This window comes from Spiribacter curvatus (genome assembly GCF_000485905.1).
In the GTDB taxonomy this organism is placed as follows: Bacteria; Pseudomonadota; Gammaproteobacteria; order Nitrococcales; family Nitrococcaceae; genus Spiribacter; species Spiribacter curvatus.
In genome coordinates, this window is record NC_022664.1 from 91,473 (window position 1) to 110,392 (window position 18,920).

Below are 18,920 nucleotides of genomic sequence, written 5' to 3' on the forward strand. Positions count from 1 at the left end.
GGCCTGTCACTGCTCGCACTGGTCCCGATGACGGGCAATGGCCGTGCGCAGCCGTTCAAGATCATCGGCGAATGCGGGTTCACCCGCGAGCGTCGCAAGGGCCTGGTGCAGCCAATCCGGCAGATCGGCGCGGAGGGCATAGTGCACCCACTGACCGCTGCGCCGGGTGACGACGAGGCCGACGTCCCGGAGATGCCCGAGATGGCGGGACATCTTGGGCTGGCTGACGCCAGTCGCCTCGGTGAGCTCGCAGACGCACAGCTCACCGCGCCGGTGCATGAGCAGCGCCGCGCGCAGGCGGGTCTCGTCGCCGAGCAGCCGGAACACCCGGACCGGGTCCAGCGTGGGTTCAGTGGGTCGGGCGATCGCTTCCATCGCGGTTCTCCGTCCGGTTATCGCCAATCGCTTCGAGCTCGCTCTGCAGTTTGAGCCGATCCAGCGACTGCATGGGCAGATTGGTAAAAAGCCCGATGCGCCGGCGCAGCGCTGTCACCGTGTCACGGAAGGCGCGGAGGCGCTGTTCCTCGGTGCCTTCGGCAGCGGCTGGATCGGGTAATCCCCAGTGCGCGGTCATCGGCTGACCGGGCCAGATGGGGCAGGGCTCTGCGGCGGCACGGTCGCAGACGGTGAAGATGAAGTCCATTGTCGGGCCGTCGTCCGTCGCGAATACGTCCCAGTTCTTGCTGTGCAGGCCCGCGGTGGGCAGGTCCATGCTCTCGAGCACCTTGATGGCCAGCGGATTGACGCTGCCGGTGGCCATACTGCCAGCGCTGTAGGCGGTGAAGCGGCCGTCGCTCATCTTATTGAGCAGCGATTCGGCGATGATGCTGCGCGCGGAGTTACCGGTGCACAGGAAAAGAACGTTGTAATGAGCCATGATATGCCCCGATGACCAGATGAGGCATTAGTGTATACGCATATCCGTATGTTCGTCATGCCCCAACAGGTGGTGGGCCCACCAGGATTCGAACCTGGAACCAAAGGATTATGAGTCCTCTGCTCTGACCATTGAGCTATGGGCCCGCAATCGGCGGCGGCTACTGCTCGTCGAGGAACCCGCGCAGGTTGTCCGAACGGGTCGGGTGGCGCAGTTTGCGCAGCGCCTTGGCTTCGATCTGGCGGATACGCTCACGGGTGACATCGAACTGCTTGCCGACCTCCTCGAGGGTATGGTCGGTATTCATGTCGATCCCGAAGCGCATCCGCAGGACCTTCGCCTCCCTCGGCGTGAGTCCACCCAGTATCTCCCGCACCGACTCGCGCAGCCCCTCGCGCGTGGCCGAGTCCACCGGTGACATGACCGACGTATCCTCGATGAAGTCGCCGAGGTGCGAGTCCTCGTCGTCGCCGATCGGCGTCTCCATCGAGATCGGCTCCTTGGCGATCTTGAGCACCTTGCGGACCTTGTCCTCGGGCATCTCCATGCGCTCGGCAAGCTCCTCGGGGTAGGGTTCGCGGCCCATCTCCTGGAGCATCTGCCGCGATACGCGGTTGAGCTTGTTGATGGTCTCGATCATGTGGACCGGGATACGGATGGTCCGCGCCTGGTCGGCGATCGAGCGGGTGATGGCCTGGCGGATCCACCAGGTGGCATAGGTCGAGAACTTGTAACCGCGACGGTACTCGAACTTGTCCACCGCCTTCATGAGCCCGATGTTGCCCTCCTGGATCAGATCCAGGAACTGCAGGCCGCGGTTGGTGTACTTCTTGGCGATGGAGATGACCAGCCGCAGGTTGGCCTCGACCATTTCCTTCTTGGCGCGGCGCGCCCGGGCCTCGCCGATCGACATCCGCCGGTTGATCTCCTTGATCTCGGCCGGCGGCAGGCCGGTGAGCTCGCGGATCCGGATCAGCTCGGACTGCTGTTCGACCAGCGCGTCCCGGCACTGGGCGATCTGGCTGCTGTACTTCTTACCCTGGGCGGCGACCTTGTCAACCCAGCCGGTATCGGTCTCGTGTCCCGGGAAGCTGGCGATGAAGTCCTTGCGCGGCATACCGCCCTGCTTGGTGGCCACGCGCATGACCTCGCGCTCGCCGGCGCGCACGCCTTCGACCGCCTTGCGCAGGTTGGCTGCCAGCCCATCGATGACCTTGGGCACGAACTTGATGGCGAGGAACAACCCGGTCATCTCGTCCCGGATCTCGCCGACCCGCGGGCTATCGGGGCCGGACTGCTCGAGGAGCTCGACCAGCTCGGCATGGAGGATCTCGATGCGATCGAAGATCTCCGCCGCGCGCTCGGGATCGGGCCCCGTCTCGGCCGCCGGCACCTCATCTTCCTCGTCGGCCTCTGCTTCGCGGGCCTCGGCTTCGCGCGCCGCCTCGTCGGCCTGTGCCTGATGCCGCGCGACAACCTCGGGGACGTTGTCGACGAGCTCGGTGATGTTACGAAAGCCGGCGACGACCTCGGCAAGCCGCAGCTCGCCATTCTGGATGCCCCTGTGCAGGGCGACCATGGTGCGCGACGACTCCGGATATCCGGACAATGCCCGCAGTACCTGATCGAGGCCGTCCTCAATACGCTTGGCGAGTTCGATCTCGCCCTCGCGGGTGAGGAGCTCGACAGTCCCCATCTCGCGCATGTACATCCGCACCGGGTCGGTGGTCCGACCGAACTCGGCATCCACCGCCGCCAGGGCCGCCGCGGCTTCCTCGGCCTCATCCTCGTCGGTCGACACGGCGCTGTCACTGAGCATGAGGGTGTCGGCATCCGGCGCGGTCTCATGGACCGGGATCCCCATGTCGTTGATCATGCTGATGATGTCTTCGATCTGATCCGGCTCGACGATATCGTCGGGTAGATGATCGTTGACCTCGGCGTAAGTGAGGTATCCCTGCTCCTTGCCACGGGCAATGAGTTCTCTGATCTGGGATTGCTGATCCTGGCTTGCCATAAACTACCGATGCTGGAGTTGTGTCGGAGGGACGCAATTAATGCATAACAGCGTATATTAGCATCGATTGGCTAATCTACAATGTAATGCCCAATCACTGCCCCTTCTGTTTGATTCGCTGCCACTCCGACCATTCATCGGTCGTGAGGGTGCCGGCCTGGAGCCGTTCGTTGAGATGCCGCAGGCGTCTTTCCGCCGTGATCCGGCGAATCTGTTCCATTGCATCCGCGAACTCCGCTTCGAGGCCGGTTGCCGGTACCAGGTGGTCCCAGGTGACGAGCTTCCAGAGCGCGCTCTCGTGCTCACTGTCCCGGAACCTTTCAAGTATCGCTCCCGGGTTGAGATGGGGCTCATGACGGGCGAGTTCAACCATCTGCACCAGCAGGGGTAGCCCAGGGAGGTCGTCGAGGCCACGCAACGAGTCGATCTCGTCGACGTTGTTGGCCAGCGCCGGTGACTGCAGTAACAGCGCGATGGCCAGCCGGATTGGCGTGCGTCGCACGCCACCGGTATCGGTGCCGGCGGGCTCACGGCGCCGCGCCCGCTGGTCGCGGCTGAGGGTTTCGCGGCCATCCACTACCCCCTCGAGGTAGTCGGTATCCAATCGCGCCAGACCAGCCAGGCGCTCGCAGAGCATGTGTCGATAGACATCCGGTGGCAGACGCTGGAGGAGCGGCAGCGCCTTTTCCACGAACCGTGCGCGCCCATCCATGCTCTGCATGTCGGTATCGGCCTCAAGGCGTTCGATCAGATAGTCTGACAGCGACGTCGCCTGCTGGAGTCGCGCCTCGAAGCCCGAGCGTCCGAGGGCACGGACCAGACTGTCCGGGTCTTCGCCGTCCGGCAGGAACAGGAAGCGTATCTGGCGGCCCTGGCGCATGGTCGGCAGGGCGTTCTCCAGCGCCCGCCAGGCGGCTTGCCGACCGGCATTGTCGCCGTCGAAGCAAAAGATGATGTCCGATGATGTCTTGAGCAGACGCTCGACCTGGCGGGTGGAGGTCGCTGTCCCGAGCGTGGCCACCGCGCGGGGGAGGCCGTGCTGGGCGAGTGCGAGCACATCCATATAGCCCTCCACCACGACGATGTCGGCCGGGTGGCGGTCGGCCTGGAGCACTTCATAAAGCCCGTAGAGGGACTCGCCCTTGTGGAATACCGGCGTCTCCGGGGAATTCAGGTATTTCGGCTCGCCCTCATCGAGCACCCGGCCACCAAAGCCGATGGTGCGCCCACGGCGGTCGCGGATGGGGAACATGATGCGGTCCCGGAACCGGTCATAGATTCGCCCCCCGTCGCGCTCGATGACCAGGCCGACGCGCTGGAGGTCGTCAGAGGCACCGAGTCGTGAGATCAGGTTGTCCCACCCCGGCGGCGCGAATCCGATCCCGAAGCGCCGGGCGATCTCGCCGCTGAGTCCTCGCTGGCGCAGGTAGTCGATGGCCCGTTGGCGTTGGGGGTGTTGCCGAAGCCACTGCTGATAGGCGCGATCCGCCCGCTCAAGGAGTGCATAGAGTGGTGCATGATTCTGCTGGACGGCCGGATCCTGGGTGTTCTCGGGCATCTCCATGCCGGCCATCTGGGCGAGCTGGGCCACCGCCTCGCGGAAATCGAGGCGGTCATACTCCATGAGAAAGCGGATCGCACTGCCATGGGCGCCGCAGCCAAAGCAGTGGTAGAACTGCTTGGCGGTGCTGACCGTGAAAGATGGGCTTTTCTCGCCGTGAAAGGGGCAGAGCCCGAGCTGGTTGCTGCCCGAGCGTTTCAGCTGCACGCGCTCACCCACGACATCGGCAATGTCGACGCGGGCGAGCAGTTCATCGATGAAGGAGTCAGGGATTCTGCCGGCCATGATTGCCACTCTACGGCAAACCGCCGGTGTCCAGTCGGCGGGTCAGCCGAGCTGCTGTTTAACGCGTGCGCTCACCGCACTCATATCAGCACGGCCCTGCATCTGCGGCTTGAGCAGTGCCATGACCCGGCCCATATCGCGGACCGATTCAGCCCCCGTTTCGCGGATGGCCGCGGTGACCTGCTCATCGATTTCGGCCTCGGTGAGCGCCTGGGGCAGGAACTCGTCAATGATCTCGATCTCCGCTCGCTCGGTGGCGACCAGCTCCGCACGCCCGGCCGCCTCGTACTGCTCGACGGACTCGCGGCGCTGCTTGACCATCTTATCGAGTATCGCAAGCACATCGGCATCTTCGAGCGACCGACGCTCGTCGACTTCCTTTTGCTTGATCGCGGCGCTGACCATTCGCAGCGTCGCAAGCCGAGGCTTGTCGCCGGCCCGCATGGCGGCCTTGACGGCATCGCGAAGCTGCGTGTTGAGGTCGCTCACGAGGCAATATCCCGTCTAGTAAAGGCGCTGGCCACGCTGGTTTTCACGCTGCACGCGCTTGGCGTGGCGTTTCACCGCAGCGGCCTGCTTGCGCTTACGCTCCTGGGTGGGCTTTTCATAACTCTCGCGACGGCGCACTTCTGACAGCACACCGGCCTTCTCACAGGACCGCTTGAAGCGGCGCAGGGCCACCTCGAAGGGCTCGTTCTCGCGAACCTTAACGTTCGGCATAGTGCTCTAACCTTACCGTATTGATGTAAACGACGTAGAATCTCGTGGATTCCGACTAGCCCTACAGTTTAAGCCGGGAATGAATCGATTGCAAAAGCTCCAGACCTGCCGCCCGCGATGATCACGCTCGGTATCGAGACCTCCTGCGATGAGACCGGCATCGCGCTCTATTCCGATGACGCCGGGCTCATTGCCCACCGTCTCCACAGTCAGGCGGCCACCCACGCCGAGTACGGGGGTGTGGTGCCCGAACTGGCATCGCGGGACCATATCCGCCGTGTCCTGCCCCTGATTGAGGACTGCCTGACCGAGGCCGGGCTGAGCGTGGCCGACGTCGATGGCATCGCGTATACCCGCGGCCCGGGACTCGCCGGCGCGCTGCTGGTGGGGGCGGCGGTCGCGGAGAGCCTGGGCTGGGCGCTGGACTGCCCGGTACTCGGGGTCCATCACATGGAAGCGCATCTGCTCGCGCCCATGCTCGAGCCCGACCCGCCCCGGTTTCCCTTCCTCGCGCTGCTGGTGTCCGGTGGTCATACCCTGCTTGTCCAGGTGGCGGGCGTCGGCCGCTATCGGGTCCTGGGCGAATCGCTGGATGATGCCGCCGGTGAGGCGTTCGACAAGACCGCCAAGCTGCTGGGGCTGCCCTATCCCGGCGGTCCGGAACTGGAGGCGCTGGCGCGCGACGGCGAGGCCGGATCATTGCGCTTCCCGCGGCCAATGACGGATCGCCCCGGGCTCGATTTCAGCTTCAGTGGTCTCAAGACCGCGGTGCTCAACACAGTCCGAGACGGGCCCGACGACCTCGCCCGCCGCGCCGCCGTGGCCCGGGCCTTTCAGGATGCGGTGGTCGATACCTTTGCCATCAAAGTCCGTCGCGCGCTGCGCTCGAGCGGCGTCAGTCATCTCGTGGTCGCCGGCGGTGTCGGCGCGAATCAGGCCCTGCGCGATGGGCTGCAGTCGGTGGCTCGCGCCGAGGGCGTGGCGGTGGCCTACCCGCGGCTGGCGTTTTGTACCGACAATGGCGCCATGATCGCCTACGCCGGGCACTGCCGGCTGGCCGCCGGCGAGCGCGACGCTGCGGGTACCGATGTTCGCCCGCGATGGCCGCTGGACGAGCTGCTGTCGCCGGGTGGCGGCTAGCGTCGACCGATGCGCGGTTCAGTGCCGCTGGCGATGCGCTGGATATTGCCGCGATGCCGCCAGCCCGTCAGCAGCGCCATGCCCGCCGCGGCGCCGGCGAGCGCCGGCGACTGATCGATGGCCAGGAAGTAGGCCGGCGCCAGCGCAAAGCTGACCAGTGCGGCCAGCGACGAGAGACGGCTCAGGCCGGCCACCCCCAGCCAGGTCAGTACCGCCACGACGCCGGGCAGCCACGACCAGGCAAGAAAAATCCCCAGCCCGGTGGCGATGCCCTTGCCGCCGCGAAACCCGAAGAACACGGGATAGACATGCCCCAGGAATGCCGCGCCACCGATGACCGCGATGGTCGTCGCCGGCAGCCCGAGTGCATAGCCGCAGAGAACCGGGACAGCCCCCTTGAGGGCATCGCCCAGGAGGGTTGCCGCTCCCGCACTCCGTCCCCCCAGCCGCAGCACGTTGGTGGCGCCCGGATTGCCGCTGCCATCGCTGCGTGGATCGGCGATTCCCAGCAGCCGCGCGACCAGCACACCAGTGGATAATGAGCCGGCCAGATAGCCGAAGAGAATGAGTGCGATGTCGATCATGGTGTCATTCCATCCGCTGGCCGGGACGGGGTCAAGCGGCCCTTGTGCTGGCCGCGGCGACATGAAATGCTCCAGCGGCAATGGATACCGTGTTCCTTGAGGCGCTGACCTTACGCTCCGTGATCGGGGTCCATCCCTGGGAGCGGTCCTTCGCCCAGCGGCTCGAGCTGGATCTGAACCTCTCTGTGGATACTCGGGACGCCGCCGCGACGGATGCGATCGACGCGGCCGTGGATTACGCGGCCCTCAGTGAGCGTCTGGCCGAGCGGGCGGCGACCGCAGACTGCCAGCTCATCGAGACGCTGGCGGCGCGCCTTGCGGACGTCGTCCTCGAGGATAACCGCATCGAGTCCGTCGATTTGACGCTGCGCAAACCGGGCGCGGTCCCGACGGCCAGGAGCGTCGGTGTCAGAATCATCCGAAGCCAGTCAGAGGTCCCATGAATCGCGCCTATCTCAGCATCGGCAGCAACATCGACCCCGAGCGCCATGTGCGCGCCGCCATTTCCGCGCTTCATGACCGCTTTGGCGAGTTGACCCTCTCTCCGGTCTATCAGACACCTGCTGTCGGATTCGACGGTGACGACTTCTATAACCTGGTCGTCGGGCTCGACACCGATACCGCCGTCGATCAGCTGGCGGCCGCCTGCCGCGAGATCGAGACCGAGCATGGTCGGCAGCGGACCGCCCGTCGCTTCAGTGCCCGAACGCTCGATATCGATCTGCTCACACTGGGGAATATCATCCGCGATGACGTGCCCATCCTGCCGCGGGATGAGATCCTCAAGTATGCCTTCGTGCTCAAACCGCTGGTGGATATCGCGCCCGACGAGCGACATCCCCTTGACGGTCGGCGCTACGCCGACATCTGGTCCTCGTTCGAGGACGACGGAGGCGTGGTACCCATCGCGCTTGATCTCTCCGCCGAAAGCGGTGGCTGACCATGGCCCGCCGTGACGGTCCCGACGCACCGCCCGAGCCCGATGCGACCGCCGCCCGTTACAGCGCCGATCTGCGCGAGCGGATTGATGCGTCCATTGCCATGGCGGGCGGGCGTATGGACTTCGCTGAGTACATGGCGATGGCCCTGTACTCGCCGGGGTTGGGGTATTACAGCGCGGGTCAGACGCGGTTCGGGGCCGGCGGGGATTTCACCACAGCACCGCTGATATCGCCGCTTTTCTCCTGGACGCTGGCCCGCGAGGTGCAGCGCAGCCTCGAAGCCGTGGGCGGCGACACGGTCTTGGAGTTTGGTGCCGGCACAGGCCGTATGGCGGCCGATATCCTCGCGGCCATGGCCGCCGCGGACGCGCCGCCGGCGCGCTATCTCATCGTCGAGGTCAGCGCCGACCTGCGCGCGGAACAGGCACGCACACTCGACGCCCTCGATCCGGATCTGCGGGCCCGTGTTGCATGGCTTGATCGCCTGCCTGCGGAGCCGATCCGCGGCGTTGTGCTCGCCAATGAGGTGATGGATGCCCTGCCGGTCCGGCGCTTCCGGCGCACTGAGACCGGTGTGGACTGCCTCGCCGTGGGTCACGATGCATCCGGCGCGCTCAGCTGGCAGCCGCAGGTCGCGGATGATGAGCTTCAGGCGGCGGTGACGGCCATCGAGGCGGCGATCGGTGAGCGCCTGCCGGCGGGGTACTGCTCTGAGTGGTGTCCCTCACTCGCGCCCTGGATTGCCGAACTCGGAGCGTTGATCGATGCCGGTGTCGCCCTGCTCATCGATTATGGCTATCCCCGCACGGAGTTCTATCACCCGCAGCGGGCGACCGGCACCCTATTGTGCCACTACCGTCATCGCGCCCACGACGACCCGTTTTTCTGGCCCGGGCTTCAGGACATTACCGCCTCGGCAGACTTTACGGCGGCCGCTGAGGCCGGGATCGATGCCGGACTGGAGCTGCTCGGTTTCGCGACCCAGGGCAATTTCCTGGCCGGGGCCGGGCTACCCGATGTGCTGCAGGCGCAGGCGGGCGACGACCCCAACCGCGCCGCCGAGCTCGCCCAGAGCGCCAAGCCGCTGATCTTTCCCGACGAGCTGGGAGAGCGGTTCAAGGTGTTGGGACTCGGTCGCGGCATGGAGACAACCCTGCCCGGTTTTGCCTTTACCGATCATCGTGCACGGTTGTCAGTCAATAAAATTTAATTTAGTAGTGAAAAAGGATCAACACGGAATGTGAGCAACGGGAGAAAGGAATGGAGTCCCCCGGCCGCTATCGCTACTGGCCCGCGAACACGCTTTACGCCGCCAGCCAGGACTGGTTCTCGCCCTATCTATCGCGCCCCGTCCGCGAGCTCCTTGATGCTGGCCCCCAGGCCCAGTGGTTATTGCGCTCACCCCGGAACGCCGATGTCTGTATTCTTTTCACCGATATCCGCGGATTCACCGATCTGTCGCGTGCCATCCGGTCGGATACATTGTTTCGCACGGTCGATGCCTGCATCGGTCGGCAGATCCGGATCATCGAGCACTATGACGGATACGTTGATAACTTCACCGGAGACGGACTGATGGCGATCTTCGAAGGCCCTCAGATGGCGGATAACGCCTGCCGCTGCGCGCTGGAGGTCGTGACCCGGGCACTGCCTGCGGTGCGTTATGGCGAGACCGCCCTGGCGCCGATCGGAGCCGGACTGCACCGCGGTGATGTCGCGATGGGTACGCTCGGCTGTGAAAGCCGGCGTACCTACACCGCGATCGGCGATACCGTTAACTGGGCGGCACGGCTGACGGGTTTCGCACGCGGGCAGGACGTGGTCATCAGCGAGCGGTTGCGGGGCGCGCTCACCGCAGAGATCGCCGAGCGTTTTGCGCCTGTGCAGACCGACCAGGGGCGCGCCGACATCGATGCAGTCGTGCCAGTCTATCGCTCGAGGCGCAGCTGAATGGATCCGTTGCAGGCGCTGTGGCTGGGCATCATCCAGGGATTGACCGAGTTCCTGCCGATCTCGAGCTCGGCGCACCTCATCCTGCTTCCGCGTCTGCTCGGTTGGCCGGATCAGGGACTGGCGTTCGACGTTGCCGTCCACGTCGGGACGCTGCTCGCGGTGATGCTGTATTTCCGCCGGCAGGTCCTGCCGCTGGTCCATGACACCATCCGCTCCGCCTGGCAGCGCCGGCCCGTGGGCGAGAGTCAGCTGGGCTGGGCGCTGGTGATCGGGACGCTGCCGCTGGTAGCAGGCGCGCTGGTGCTGGCCGATGCCGCCGAGGGCCTGCTCCGCGATCCGCGGATCATCGCGGCGGCGACCATCGGCTTTGGGCTGTTGCTCTGGGTCGTGGCGCGTCGGGCCGGTGATCGCGATGAGCGGAGCATCAGCCCGGGAGCGGCGCTTTTCATCGGCGCCGCGCAGGTTCTCGCGATCATCCCCGGTACCTCGCGCTCGGGTATCACCATGACCGCCGGGCTGTGGCTGGGCCTCGATGCCACGGCCGCGGCGCGGTTCTCGTTTTTGCTGTCGATGCCGGCGATTGGTCTGGCGGGGGCCTGGAAGACGCTGCAGCTGGCCGGTGCGGAGAGCGCCGTTGATTGGGGCGTGTTCGGCTTCGGGGCGCTGGTCTCGGCGGTGGCTGCCTATCTATGCATCAAGGCTTTTCTGGCGCTGGTCTCGCGGGTGGGTATGACGCCGTTCGTGATCTACCGGCTGGTGCTGGGCGTGGTGCTGTTGGTGCTGTTCACTGGTTAGTCACTGGCCTGGTTGTCGCTGATGACGGCCAGACGGGCGTCGCGGATCGCGTCACCGATGGCCGCGCCCTTGAGACCGGCCGCCACAAAGCGTGAGGCGTCTATCTGTCGGCACTGCGCCAGCGTTGAGCGCATCCAGTCGGCCTGCGGATAGGGGCGGTCCTCGAGCCCCAGTCGACCGCGATAATCGGCCTCACAGGCAAGCAGGAAGCCATCCATGCGGGATGGACGCCGAAACAGGTCCAGTCCTTCCAGCATTACCAGAATATCCGCCGGGTCGAGGTCGCGGACGCGATGGCAGTTCAGGTGGTGGCGGGTCACACCCAGCGCCAGATCACGGCACTGGGCCGGCACCCGCAACCGTTCGCAGAGTGCCTCCACCAGAGGAACACCACGTGCCTCATGGCCGCGATGGCCAGGCAGATGATCGGCCGGAGTGATGCCCTTGCCGAGGTCATGGACCAGTGCCGAAAAGCGGGTCGGCAGATCGGCCTCGAGCCGCGCGCACTGCTGCAGCACCAGCAGGATATGCTCGCCGGTGTCGATCTCCGGGTGATGACGGGGTGGCTGGGGGATGCCGAACAGGCAGTCGACCTCCGGCATCAGCCTTGCCAGTGCCCCACAGTCACGCAGGACCCGGATAAACGCCGCGGGTGCGGGTGCCATCAACGCCTTCGCGGTTTCCTGCCAGACCCGCTCGGGCACCAGCGCCTCCACCTCGCCACTTGCGACCATCTCACGACAGAGCTCCATGGTCTCGGCGGCCACTTCGAATCCGAGCGGTGCCAGACGGGCGGCGAACCGCGCCAGCCGCAGGATGCGGACCGGGTCCTCACGGAACGCCGTCGAGACATGCCTGAGTTGCCGCGCGTTGAGATCGTCGCGGCCATGGAATGGATCGATCAGGGTGCCGTCCGGCGCCTGTGCCATGGCGTTCACAGTAAGATCGCGGCGGGCCAGATCGGCCTCGAGCTCGACATCGGGACTGGCATGGAAGGTAAAGCCATGATAGCCGGGACCGGTCTTGCGCTCGGTGCGCGCCAGCGCGTATTCCTCGTCGGTCTCGGGGTGCAGGAACACCGGAAACTCCCGCCCGACCGGCCGGAACCCCCGCGCCGTCATTGCCTCGGGGGTCGCGCCGACCACGACCCAGTCGTGCTCCTGGACCGGGCGTCCCAGCAGGCGGTCGCGAACGGCGCCGCCCACCTCATAGATCTCGAGGCCGTCGGTGGTCACTCGGAATGACGCCCCGCGTCGCGCCGCCACTCATCATAGCGATCGCGCGATTTGCCCGCGCCGAGGTAGCCCGGAGCCACGGCCTCAAGCGAGGTCGGATGCACGCCCAGTTCGGGTAGGCCATTGTGGCTGCAGACGTTGTCGACCTGACTCGACAGGTAGTTGTCATAGGTATAGGGCTTGCCGGGGAAGCGTTGCAGGATCCGGCCCTGAAGCCGCGACAGACCATCCGGCAGTCCAATGATCGCCCGCTTGAGTCCGAGCAGCCTGGCGACGTAGCGGACCAGGGTCTCGAGGGTATACACATTCGGCCCACCCAGCTCGTAGGTCCTGCCGAAGGTGCGCCGATCGGTGAGTGAATGCTCGAATGCCGCGGCCACGTCATCCACATACACCGGCTGGAACTTCGCGTTGGGCGTTGGCAGCGGCATCACTGGCGCGAGCTTCAGCATCCCGGCGAAGGTGTTGAGGAAGCCGTCGGCGGCCCCGAACACCACAGACGGTTTGAACACCGTGACCGCCAGGTCGTCGCCATTGGCGGCCAGCGCCAGGCGCTCACCCTCGCCCTTGGTCTGCTGATAGCGGCTGGGACCGTCCACCGCGGCACCCAGGGCGCTCATATGCAGCAGACGGCGTACGCCCGCCGTCTGGCAGGCCTCGAGGAGCTTTTCCACCAGCTCGACATGGACCGTCTCGAAGCCGCGTCCGGGTTTGCTCGACTCGTTGAGGATCGCCACCAGATTGATCACGGCATCCACCCCCTCGAGCTGATGCGCGAGCTCTGCCGGGTCGTGGATGTTCGCCTCCACCAGCTCGAGATTGGGGATCGGGAGCAGATGGCGATTGCGCTCGCGACGGCGCGTCAACACCTTGATCCGGATCGGGGTGTTGGCGAGGCGGTTGGCGATCTGGCGACCGACGAAGCCGGTGCCGCCGAGTATGCAGACAGTCTGGATGCGCATGATGACCGCGCGCTCCCTGTTTGGCCTTTTGATGACCACATTGTAGAGCAAATGACTTACTCTCGGTTTTCATCCATTGGACCGAGGTGCTGTTGCTTTCGCTGCTCATCTACATAGCCGCCGGTGCGGTGGTGGGTTTTGTCTCCGGGCTGTTCGGTATCGGCGGTGGCGTCATCGTCGTGCCGATGCTGTTACCGATCTTCCAGGCCCAGGGGCTGGGCATGGATGTGGCCATGCATATGGCGGTGGGGAGTTCCCTGGCGACCATCGTTGTGACCGGGCTCTCGTCGGCGCGGGCGCACTGGCGGCTGGGTAACCTTGTGCTCTCCGCGCTGCCGTGGCTGGTGGTGGGGCTGGTGACCGGCGCACTGGGCGGCGCACAGCTGGCGGCGGCCCTGTCCGGGGATATCCTGCGCATCATCTTTGCATTATTCGTGCTGGCACTCGCGGCGCGGATGATCTTCGCCCTTGAACCACCGGCCGGCCGGGTGATGCCCCAGCCGTTCGTCGTCAGCCTGGTGGGCTTTATGATCGGCACGATTTCGAGTCTCGTGGGGATCGGCGGCGGTACGCTGCTGGTGCCCTTTCTGATCTGGTCGGGCGTCACCATGCGTCAGGCCGTCGGGACCTCGTCAGCGGCCGGCGTAAGCATCGCGCTGGCGGGCAGTATCGGCTTTATCATCGCAGGGACCGGCGAGGACCAGCTGCCCGCCCTGAGCACGGGCTATATCTACTGGCCGGCCGTGGGCGGGATTACCGTGGCCAGCGTCTTCCTCGCACCGCTGGGCGCGCGGGTCGCCAGCCGCGTACCGGCCGTCTGGCTGCGCCGGGCCTTCGCCGGGTTTCTGGTGATTGTCGGGCTGAGGCTGCTGTTCTCGGGCTAAACGCTCAGGAAAGGCCGAGCTTCTTTTCGAGGTAGTGGATATTCGTGCCGCCTTCCTGGAAACCGCGATCCATGAGCAGGCCCTCATGCAGTGCGGTGTTATCGGTGATGCCCTCGATCACCAGTTCGCTCAGCGCGGTGCGCATACGGGCGATGGCACTATCCCGGTCCGCGCCCCAGGTGATCACCTTGCCAATCATCGAATCATAGTGGGGCGGGACGCGATAGCCGCTGTAGACATGGGAGTCGACCCGCACGCCGGGGCCACCGGGTGGGTGGTAGAGCGTGATCTGGCCGGGCGAGGGCACGAATCGAACCGGGTCCTCGGCGTTGATCCGGCACTCAATGGCATGGCCGCGGAATTCGATATCCGACTGTTCGAATGAGAGCGCTTCGCCGCCGGCGATGAGGATCTGCTCGGCGACCAGGTCGCGGCCGGTCACCATCTCAGTGACCGGGTGCTCCACCTGTATGCGGGTATTCATCTCGATGAAGTAGAATTCGCCATCCTGGTAGAGGAATTCGAATGTCCCGGCACCGCGATACCCGAGTCGCCGGCAGGCCTCGGCGCAGCGCTCGCCGATGAAGGCGCGCTCCTCGGCACTGATCCCTGGCGCCGGGCTCTCTTCAATCACCTTCTGGTGGCGGCGCTGCATGGAGCAGTCGCGCTCACCCAGGTGGACGGCGTTGCCGAACTCGTCGGCCATCACCTGAATCTCTACATGGCGGGGGTTATCCAGGTATTTTTCCATATAGACCGTACTGCTGCCGAAGGCATTGGTTGCCTCGGTGCGGGTCATGGAAATGGAGTGCAGGAGCGCGCCCTCGCTGTGGACCACGCGCATGCCGCGGCCCCCGCCGCCGGCCGCGGCCTTGATAATGACCGGAAAGCCGATCGACCGGGCCAGACGCATATTCTCGGCGTCGTCATCGCCCAGCTCGCCGTCCGAGCCCGGTACGCAGGGCACGCCGGCGGCCTTCATCGACTCGATCGCCGAGACCTTGTCGCCCATCAGCCGGATGGTCTCGGCGCGGGGGCCGATGAACCGGAATCCGGATTGCTCCACGCGTTCCGCGAAATCGGCATTCTCCGAGAGAAATCCGTAGCCGGGATGGATGGCGACGGTATCGGTCAGCTCTGCCGCGCTGATGATGGCGGGGATGTTGAGATAGCTCTCCGCGGAGCTGGCACCACCAATGCACACCGATTCGTCCGCCAGACGGACATGCTTGAGGTCGCGATCGGCGGTGGAGTGGACGGCCACCGTACCGATGCCGAGCGCCCGGCAGGCGCGAAGGATACGCAGGGCGATTTCGCCGCGGTTGGCGATCAGTACCTTGTCGATCATCCCAGCCACCCTACTCGATGATGAACAGCGGCTGATCGAACTCCACCGGCTGTCCGTTTTCGACCAGCACGCTGCGTACAACGCCCGCTCGATCCGACTCGATCTGGTTGAGCATCTTCATCGCCTCGATGATACAGAGCGTGTCGCCGATATCGACGCTCTGTCCCTCGTCGACGAACGCATCGGCGTCGGGTGACGAGGCGCGGTAGAAGGTACCGACCATGGGCGAGCGGATCGTGTGACCGGCTGCCTCCGTGGTGCCCGCGGTGTCCTCCTTGAGCGGACTGGCTGGGGCCGCTGGCGGAGGCGTGGGGGCGGCGGCCGGCGCGGGCGCGGCTGCCGGGGCGACCTGAGTCACGCCGCGATTGATGCGCAGGCTCTCCTCACCCTCGTGTATCTCGATCTCGTTGACGCCGGATTCGTCCAGCAGCTCGATCAGGCGTTTAATCTTGCGAATATCCATGGCGGGTCAGTTCCGTTGGGTGGTTTCAAGCAGGGCGCTGAGGGCGAGCTCGTAGCCCATCGGCCCCAGCCCCGCGATCACGCCGCTGGCGATATCCGACAGATAGGAGTGCTGGCGGAAGGGCTCGCGGGCGTGAATGTTGGATAGATGCACTTCGATGAAGGGCGTGCCCACCGCCAGCAGTGCGTCGCGCAGGGCGACGCTGGTGTGCGTGAACGCGGCGGGATTGATGATCATCGCATCAACCCCCGCCGCCGGTGCCTGCTGGATCCGATCGATCAGGGCATGCTCGGCATTGGTCTGGAAACACTCGATCTCGATGCCGGCGGCCGCTGCGCGCTGCCCGAGGCGTGCGTTGATGGCATCCAGGCCCGACGAGCCGTAGAGCGCCGGCTCGCGCACGCCGAGCATATTGAGGTTCGGCCCATGGAGAACCAGTAATCGCGTCATTACAGGCACTCACCCTTCAAGACAAATGTTGATTCTGGCCCAGCCGCTGTTTTTTGTCCATGGTCGGCGCCGATGGCGACCGGATCGCCGCAGATCAGCCCTGTCTGCCGGCCAGGTCGCTCAGCAGTGGCCGCAGGTCCGGTTCATGGACCTGCCCGCTGAAGCGCTCCACGATCACCCCGTCGCGATCGATCACCACGGTATAGGGCAATGTGCCACGTGGGTTGCCATAGGCCGCCGCCACATCGATGGCACCTTCCATGCCAAAGAAGCTTGGATAATCCATGTCGACGGCGTCCAGGAAACCCCGGATCGCCTCGGGATCATCGATGGCCACGCCCAGAAAGCGCACGCCATTATCCCGATACTCGTTCTGCAGGCGCGAGAATAGCGGGATTTCCTTGCGACACGGCGAACACCAGGTCGCCCAGAAGTTGAGCACGATAATCTGTCCGTCCCACTCGTCGATGCTGCGCCGGCCATCGTCGATCGTCTCGAGTGTGAAATCAGGGCGGAGCGTCTCGGCAGCGGATGAGTCCTGCAGCCAGAGGACTGCCAGTATGCCACCGCCAGCACCAACGACCGCGGCGAGTAGAACGGTCAGCGCGATGCGCACGCCTGCACTCATGATGTCGCTGCTCCAAGCCCCTGACGGGCACGGTCAATAAAAGGCATTGGACGCAGGAAGCCGACCACACGGGCATCCCGTCGCTCCTCACCCCCGGGACCATAGAAGATCACCGCCGGGGGCAGGTAGACATCCAGTCGGCTCATCAATGCCCGGTGACCGGCGGTCATGTCGGTCACATCGGCGCGCAGCAACACGGCATCAGCGACCGCCTCCTGCACCGATGGGTCGGTGAAGGTGCGCTCCTCGAGCTGGACGCAGTAGATGCACCAGTCGGCATAGATGTCGATCATCACGGGCCGCCCGGCGGATCGGGCATCGGCGAGCGCCGTGTCGAGATCGGCCACGGTCTCGATATCGCGAAACGCCATTGCCTGACTCTCGGCGCGCTCACCGCCCGACAGCGACAGGCCATCGAGGGGGCGCAGTACATTGTCGCCCCCGCCGGATGCCCCGATCAGGCTGACAGTACCCCAGATCAGCGCCGCCAGCCCCAGCGTGCGGGCCGCGCGCTGGCGATTGCCGAGTGCGCCGTCACTGCGCTCGAGTCCGCCCAGCCAGACGCCACAACCGATCAGTAGCACGCCCCAGAGCGCGAGGGTGATCGTGCCCGGCAGAAAGCGCTCGAGGGTCCACAGCGCCACCGCCAGAAAGCCCACCCCGAAGAGCGCGCGGATGGTATTCATCCAGGGGCCACTGCGAGGCAGCCAGCGACCCGCGGCCGTGCCGATGAGCATCAGCGGCAGACCCATGCCGTTGGCAAGTGTAAACAGAGCGAGTCCGCCCATCCACGCGTCGCCGGTGCTGCCGATAAACACCAGCGCGGCGATCAGTGCCGGCCCCGAGCAGGCGCCGACGATCAGCGTCGAGAGCACGCCCATCAGTGCAACGCCGATCACCGTGCCGCCTTTCTGTCGATTGGCGAGCAGGGTCAGGCGCGTCTGCAGGGCGCCCGGGAGTCGCAGCTCGAAGGCGCCGAACATGCCCAGCGCAAGCACCACGAACAGCGCTGCGAAGCTCCCCAGCACCCACGGTGACTGCAGATCGGCCTGCACGGCGGCGCCGGTCATCCCTGCGGCGACACCGGCGAGTGCGTAGGTGATCGCGGTGGATTCGATATAGACCAGCGACAGGACGAATGCGCGCAGACTGCCATTGCGATGCGGGTCTCCGGCAATCAGACCGGAGAGGATCGGGATCATCGGATAGAGGCAGGCAGTGAAGGCCAGCAGCAGCCCGGCGGCGAAGAATCCGACAAGGATGGCCGGCAGGCTGGCGGTCTGTAACAGCCCCTCGAGACGTCCGGCCTCGCCGCCCCCGGCACCGGCGGATGGCGTCGCCGTCGTCGACGGATCGGCGGATGGACCGGCCGCCGTCCCGTCGGTCGTGTTGGCCTCGAGGCGGACCGCCTCCGGGTTGATGGCATAGTTGAGTGTGGTGTCGTTGGCGCTGCCAGTGACCTGATAGGGCGGATAGCAGACGCCGGACTCGGAGCAGCCCTGGAAGGTGATCGTGATCGGTGTCGATGCGGCGAGCCCGTCATCACCCTTGATCGGCAGGTCAATGGGGCGCTTGTAGATTGGCTGGCGGCCGAAGAACTCATCGACGTTGATCTGTGGTTCGGGGAATGCCAGGGCGAGCGCTGAGCCGTCAGCCCCGTCGGTTGCGCGCTGAATCGTCACACTGTCGCGATAGAGGTAATAACCATCGGCGATGTCGATGCGGATCGACGGCCCTCCGCCGCCATCGGTATCGAGCTTGATGTCGAAGGCCTCCGCCACCGGGAGCGTGGCCCCTCCCGAATCGTCATCCCCGAACAGATCGCTGAGGCTGGACTGTGCGGTCGCGGTGGCAAGCGCCATGATCAGCCACAGGCCGATACCGGCCACGATTCGCTGAATCCATCGCTGGGTCATACAAGCCCCTTGGTTATTGATCGGCGCATTACCCCTTGAATGTTAGCACCGCTGCCACCACTTCTCCGATGGGCCTTGACGGGACGGCTTTCGTCTCTATCATTAGCACTCACCAGTATTGAGTGCTAACAAGGCACTCGGGTTCAACAACAATCAACTGC

21 protein-coding genes and 1 tRNA gene are annotated in these 18,920 nt (G+C 65.3%); 7 read left to right on the forward strand and 15 right to left on the reverse strand.

From position 1 onward, the window contains the following. Positions 1 to 6: 6 nt before the first annotated feature. The 7 genes from SPICUR_RS00430 to rpsU all read right to left on the reverse strand — a co-directional run bounded on the left by SPICUR_RS00430 (position 7) and on the right by rpsU (position 5,460). Positions 7 to 375: a metalloregulator ArsR/SmtB family transcription factor gene (locus SPICUR_RS00430; RefSeq protein WP_023364911.1), complete on the reverse strand. Its 369-nt coding sequence runs from the start codon at positions 373 to 375 to the stop codon at positions 7 to 9. Then, entirely contained in the window at positions 350 to 877 is a 528-nt protein-coding gene (locus SPICUR_RS00435) for an arsenate reductase ArsC (RefSeq protein WP_023364913.1), read from the reverse strand. The genes SPICUR_RS00430 and SPICUR_RS00435 overlap by 26 nt, the downstream gene beginning before the upstream one ends. 70 nt (positions 878 to 947) lie before the next feature. After that, positions 948 to 1,023: transfer RNA gene (locus SPICUR_RS00440), tRNA-Ile, on the reverse strand. 14 nt (positions 1,024 to 1,037) lie between these two features. Further along, positions 1,038 to 2,894: an RNA polymerase sigma factor RpoD gene (gene rpoD / locus SPICUR_RS00445; RefSeq protein WP_023364915.1), complete on the reverse strand. Its 1,857-nt coding sequence runs from the start codon at positions 2,892 to 2,894 to the stop codon at positions 1,038 to 1,040. A 94-nt stretch (positions 2,895 to 2,988) separates the two neighbouring features. Beyond that, positions 2,989 to 4,740 (reverse strand): DNA primase, encoded by a 1,752-nt coding sequence (gene dnaG / locus SPICUR_RS00450; protein ID WP_023364917.1) that lies wholly within the window; start codon positions 4,738 to 4,740, stop codon positions 2,989 to 2,991. A 42-nt stretch (positions 4,741 to 4,782) separates the two neighbouring features. Then, positions 4,783 to 5,229: a GatB/YqeY domain-containing protein gene (locus SPICUR_RS00455; protein WP_023364919.1), complete on the reverse strand. Its 447-nt coding sequence runs from the start codon at positions 5,227 to 5,229 to the stop codon at positions 4,783 to 4,785. A 15-nt stretch (positions 5,230 to 5,244) separates the two neighbouring features. Continuing rightward, positions 5,245 to 5,460, reverse strand: coding sequence for a 30S ribosomal protein S21 (gene rpsU, locus SPICUR_RS00460; RefSeq protein WP_023364921.1), 216 nt, complete (start codon positions 5,458 to 5,460; stop codon positions 5,245 to 5,247). Between the two features lie 117 nt (positions 5,461 to 5,577). On the opposite strand from rpsU, the gene tsaD reads away from it, so the two are divergent. Continuing rightward, positions 5,578 to 6,600: a tRNA (adenosine(37)-N6)-threonylcarbamoyltransferase complex transferase subunit TsaD gene (gene tsaD / locus SPICUR_RS00465; RefSeq protein ID WP_023364923.1), complete on the forward strand. Its 1,023-nt coding sequence runs from the start codon at positions 5,578 to 5,580 to the stop codon at positions 6,598 to 6,600. On the opposite strand, the gene plsY is transcribed toward tsaD, so the two are convergent. Next, positions 6,597 to 7,184 carry a glycerol-3-phosphate 1-O-acyltransferase PlsY gene (plsY, locus tag SPICUR_RS00470; RefSeq protein WP_023364925.1) on the reverse strand — a complete coding sequence of 196 codons (588 nt, stop codon included), beginning with the start codon at positions 7,182 to 7,184 and terminating at the stop codon, positions 6,597 to 6,599. The genes tsaD and plsY overlap by 4 nt on opposite strands. 80 nt (positions 7,185 to 7,264) lie before the next feature. Here plsY and folB point away from each other — a divergent pair, with 80 nt between their 5' ends. Genes folB through SPICUR_RS00495 form a run of 5 tightly spaced genes read left to right on the forward strand, consistent with a single transcriptional unit; the run spans position 7,265 to position 10,873 of the window. Next, positions 7,265 to 7,627: a dihydroneopterin aldolase gene (folB, locus tag SPICUR_RS00475; protein ID WP_023364927.1), complete on the forward strand. Its 363-nt coding sequence runs from the start codon at positions 7,265 to 7,267 to the stop codon at positions 7,625 to 7,627. Next, positions 7,624 to 8,124, forward strand: coding sequence for a 2-amino-4-hydroxy-6-hydroxymethyldihydropteridine diphosphokinase (folK, locus tag SPICUR_RS00480; protein WP_023364929.1), 501 nt, complete (start codon positions 7,624 to 7,626; stop codon positions 8,122 to 8,124). Before folB ends, folK begins: the two co-directional genes overlap by 4 nt. Positions 8,125 to 8,126: 2 nt before the next feature. Further along, the gene (locus SPICUR_RS00485; protein ID WP_023364931.1) at positions 8,127 to 9,335 is read left to right on the forward strand and encodes a class I SAM-dependent methyltransferase; all 1,209 of its coding nucleotides are present in this window, start codon (positions 8,127 to 8,129) and stop codon (positions 9,333 to 9,335) included. A 50-nt stretch (positions 9,336 to 9,385) separates the two neighbouring features. Beyond that, entirely contained in the window at positions 9,386 to 10,075 is a 690-nt protein-coding gene (locus SPICUR_RS00490; protein ID WP_023364933.1) for an adenylate/guanylate cyclase domain-containing protein, read from the forward strand. Further along, on the forward strand, positions 10,076 to 10,873 hold the full coding sequence (locus tag SPICUR_RS00495) for an undecaprenyl-diphosphate phosphatase (protein WP_023364935.1): 798 nt from the start codon (positions 10,076 to 10,078) through the stop codon (positions 10,871 to 10,873). Here SPICUR_RS00495 and SPICUR_RS00500 read toward each other — a convergent pair. Then, complete coding sequence (locus tag SPICUR_RS00500; protein WP_237220335.1) at positions 10,870 to 12,138, reverse strand: multifunctional CCA addition/repair protein; 1,269 nt, start codon at positions 12,136 to 12,138, stop codon at positions 10,870 to 10,872. The genes SPICUR_RS00495 and SPICUR_RS00500 overlap by 4 nt on opposite strands. Beyond that, positions 12,105 to 13,070, reverse strand: coding sequence for a complex I NDUFA9 subunit family protein (locus SPICUR_RS00505; RefSeq protein ID WP_041381924.1), 966 nt, complete (start codon positions 13,068 to 13,070; stop codon positions 12,105 to 12,107). Before SPICUR_RS00505 ends, SPICUR_RS00500 begins: the two co-directional genes overlap by 34 nt. Positions 13,071 to 13,162: 92 nt before the next feature. On the opposite strand from SPICUR_RS00505, the gene SPICUR_RS00510 reads away from it, so the two are divergent. Next, positions 13,163 to 13,954, forward strand: a complete 792-nt coding sequence (locus SPICUR_RS00510; RefSeq protein WP_041381926.1) for a sulfite exporter TauE/SafE family protein — start codon at positions 13,163 to 13,165, stop codon at positions 13,952 to 13,954. A 4-nt stretch (positions 13,955 to 13,958) separates the two neighbouring features. Here the strand turns inward: SPICUR_RS00510 and accC are convergent, their stop codons facing one another. The 5 genes from accC to dsbD all read right to left on the reverse strand — a co-directional run bounded on the left by accC (position 13,959) and on the right by dsbD (position 18,759). Next, positions 13,959 to 15,302, reverse strand: coding sequence for an acetyl-CoA carboxylase biotin carboxylase subunit (gene accC, locus SPICUR_RS00515; RefSeq protein WP_023364943.1), 1,344 nt, complete (start codon positions 15,300 to 15,302; stop codon positions 13,959 to 13,961). A gap of 10 nt (positions 15,303 to 15,312) precedes the next feature. Then, positions 15,313 to 15,765, reverse strand: coding sequence for an acetyl-CoA carboxylase biotin carboxyl carrier protein (gene accB, locus SPICUR_RS00520; RefSeq protein WP_023364945.1), 453 nt, complete (start codon positions 15,763 to 15,765; stop codon positions 15,313 to 15,315). A gap of 6 nt (positions 15,766 to 15,771) precedes the next feature. Further along, the gene (aroQ, locus tag SPICUR_RS00525; RefSeq protein WP_023364947.1) at positions 15,772 to 16,215 is read right to left on the reverse strand and encodes a type II 3-dehydroquinate dehydratase; all 444 of its coding nucleotides are present in this window, start codon (positions 16,213 to 16,215) and stop codon (positions 15,772 to 15,774) included. Positions 16,216 to 16,309: 94 nt separating this feature from the next. Next, entirely contained in the window at positions 16,310 to 16,843 is a 534-nt protein-coding gene (locus SPICUR_RS00530) for a TlpA family protein disulfide reductase (protein WP_023364949.1), read from the reverse strand. Next, positions 16,840 to 18,759, reverse strand: a complete 1,920-nt coding sequence (gene dsbD, locus SPICUR_RS00535; protein WP_023364951.1) for a protein-disulfide reductase DsbD — start codon at positions 18,757 to 18,759, stop codon at positions 16,840 to 16,842. The genes SPICUR_RS00530 and dsbD overlap by 4 nt, the downstream gene beginning before the upstream one ends. Positions 18,760 to 18,920: the final 161 nt, after the last annotated feature.

Bases quoted from the DNA above. Each gene is read 5' to 3' on its own strand.
- SPICUR_RS00430 (WP_023364911.1), bottom strand. From the start codon at position 375: ATGGAAGCGATCGCCCGACCCACTGAACCCACGCTGGACCCGGTCCGG.
- SPICUR_RS00435 (WP_023364913.1), bottom strand. From the start codon at position 877: ATGGCTCATTACAACGTTCTTTTCCTGTGCACCGGTAACTCCGCGCGC.
- rpoD (WP_023364915.1), bottom strand. From the start codon at position 2,894: ATGGCAAGCCAGGATCAGCAATCCCAGATCAGAGAACTCATTGCCCGT.
- dnaG (WP_023364917.1), bottom strand. From the start codon at position 4,740: ATGGCCGGCAGAATCCCTGACTCCTTCATCGATGAACTGCTCGCCCGC.
- rpsU (WP_023364921.1), bottom strand. From the start codon at position 5,460: ATGCCGAACGTTAAGGTTCGCGAGAACGAGCCCTTCGAGGTGGCCCTG.
- tsaD (WP_023364923.1), top strand. From the start codon at position 5,578: ATGATCACGCTCGGTATCGAGACCTCCTGCGATGAGACCGGCATCGCG.
- plsY (WP_023364925.1), bottom strand. From the start codon at position 7,184: ATGATCGACATCGCACTCATTCTCTTCGGCTATCTGGCCGGCTCATTA.
- folB (WP_023364927.1), top strand. From the start codon at position 7,265: ATGGATACCGTGTTCCTTGAGGCGCTGACCTTACGCTCCGTGATCGGG.
- folK (WP_023364929.1), top strand. From the start codon at position 7,624: ATGAATCGCGCCTATCTCAGCATCGGCAGCAACATCGACCCCGAGCGC.
- SPICUR_RS00485 (WP_023364931.1), top strand. From the start codon at position 8,127: ATGGCCCGCCGTGACGGTCCCGACGCACCGCCCGAGCCCGATGCGACC.
- SPICUR_RS00490 (WP_023364933.1), top strand. From the start codon at position 9,386: ATGGAGTCCCCCGGCCGCTATCGCTACTGGCCCGCGAACACGCTTTAC.
- SPICUR_RS00495 (WP_023364935.1), top strand. From the start codon at position 10,076: ATGGATCCGTTGCAGGCGCTGTGGCTGGGCATCATCCAGGGATTGACC.
- SPICUR_RS00505 (WP_041381924.1), bottom strand. From the start codon at position 13,070: ATGCGCATCCAGACTGTCTGCATACTCGGCGGCACCGGCTTCGTCGGT.
- accC (WP_023364943.1), bottom strand. From the start codon at position 15,302: ATGATCGACAAGGTACTGATCGCCAACCGCGGCGAAATCGCCCTGCGT.
- accB (WP_023364945.1), bottom strand. From the start codon at position 15,765: ATGGATATTCGCAAGATTAAACGCCTGATCGAGCTGCTGGACGAATCC.
- aroQ (WP_023364947.1), bottom strand. From the start codon at position 16,215: ATGACGCGATTACTGGTTCTCCATGGGCCGAACCTCAATATGCTCGGC.
- SPICUR_RS00530 (WP_023364949.1), bottom strand. From the start codon at position 16,843: ATGAGTGCAGGCGTGCGCATCGCGCTGACCGTTCTACTCGCCGCGGTC.
- dsbD (WP_023364951.1), bottom strand. From the start codon at position 18,759: ATGACCCAGCGATGGATTCAGCGAATCGTGGCCGGTATCGGCCTGTGG.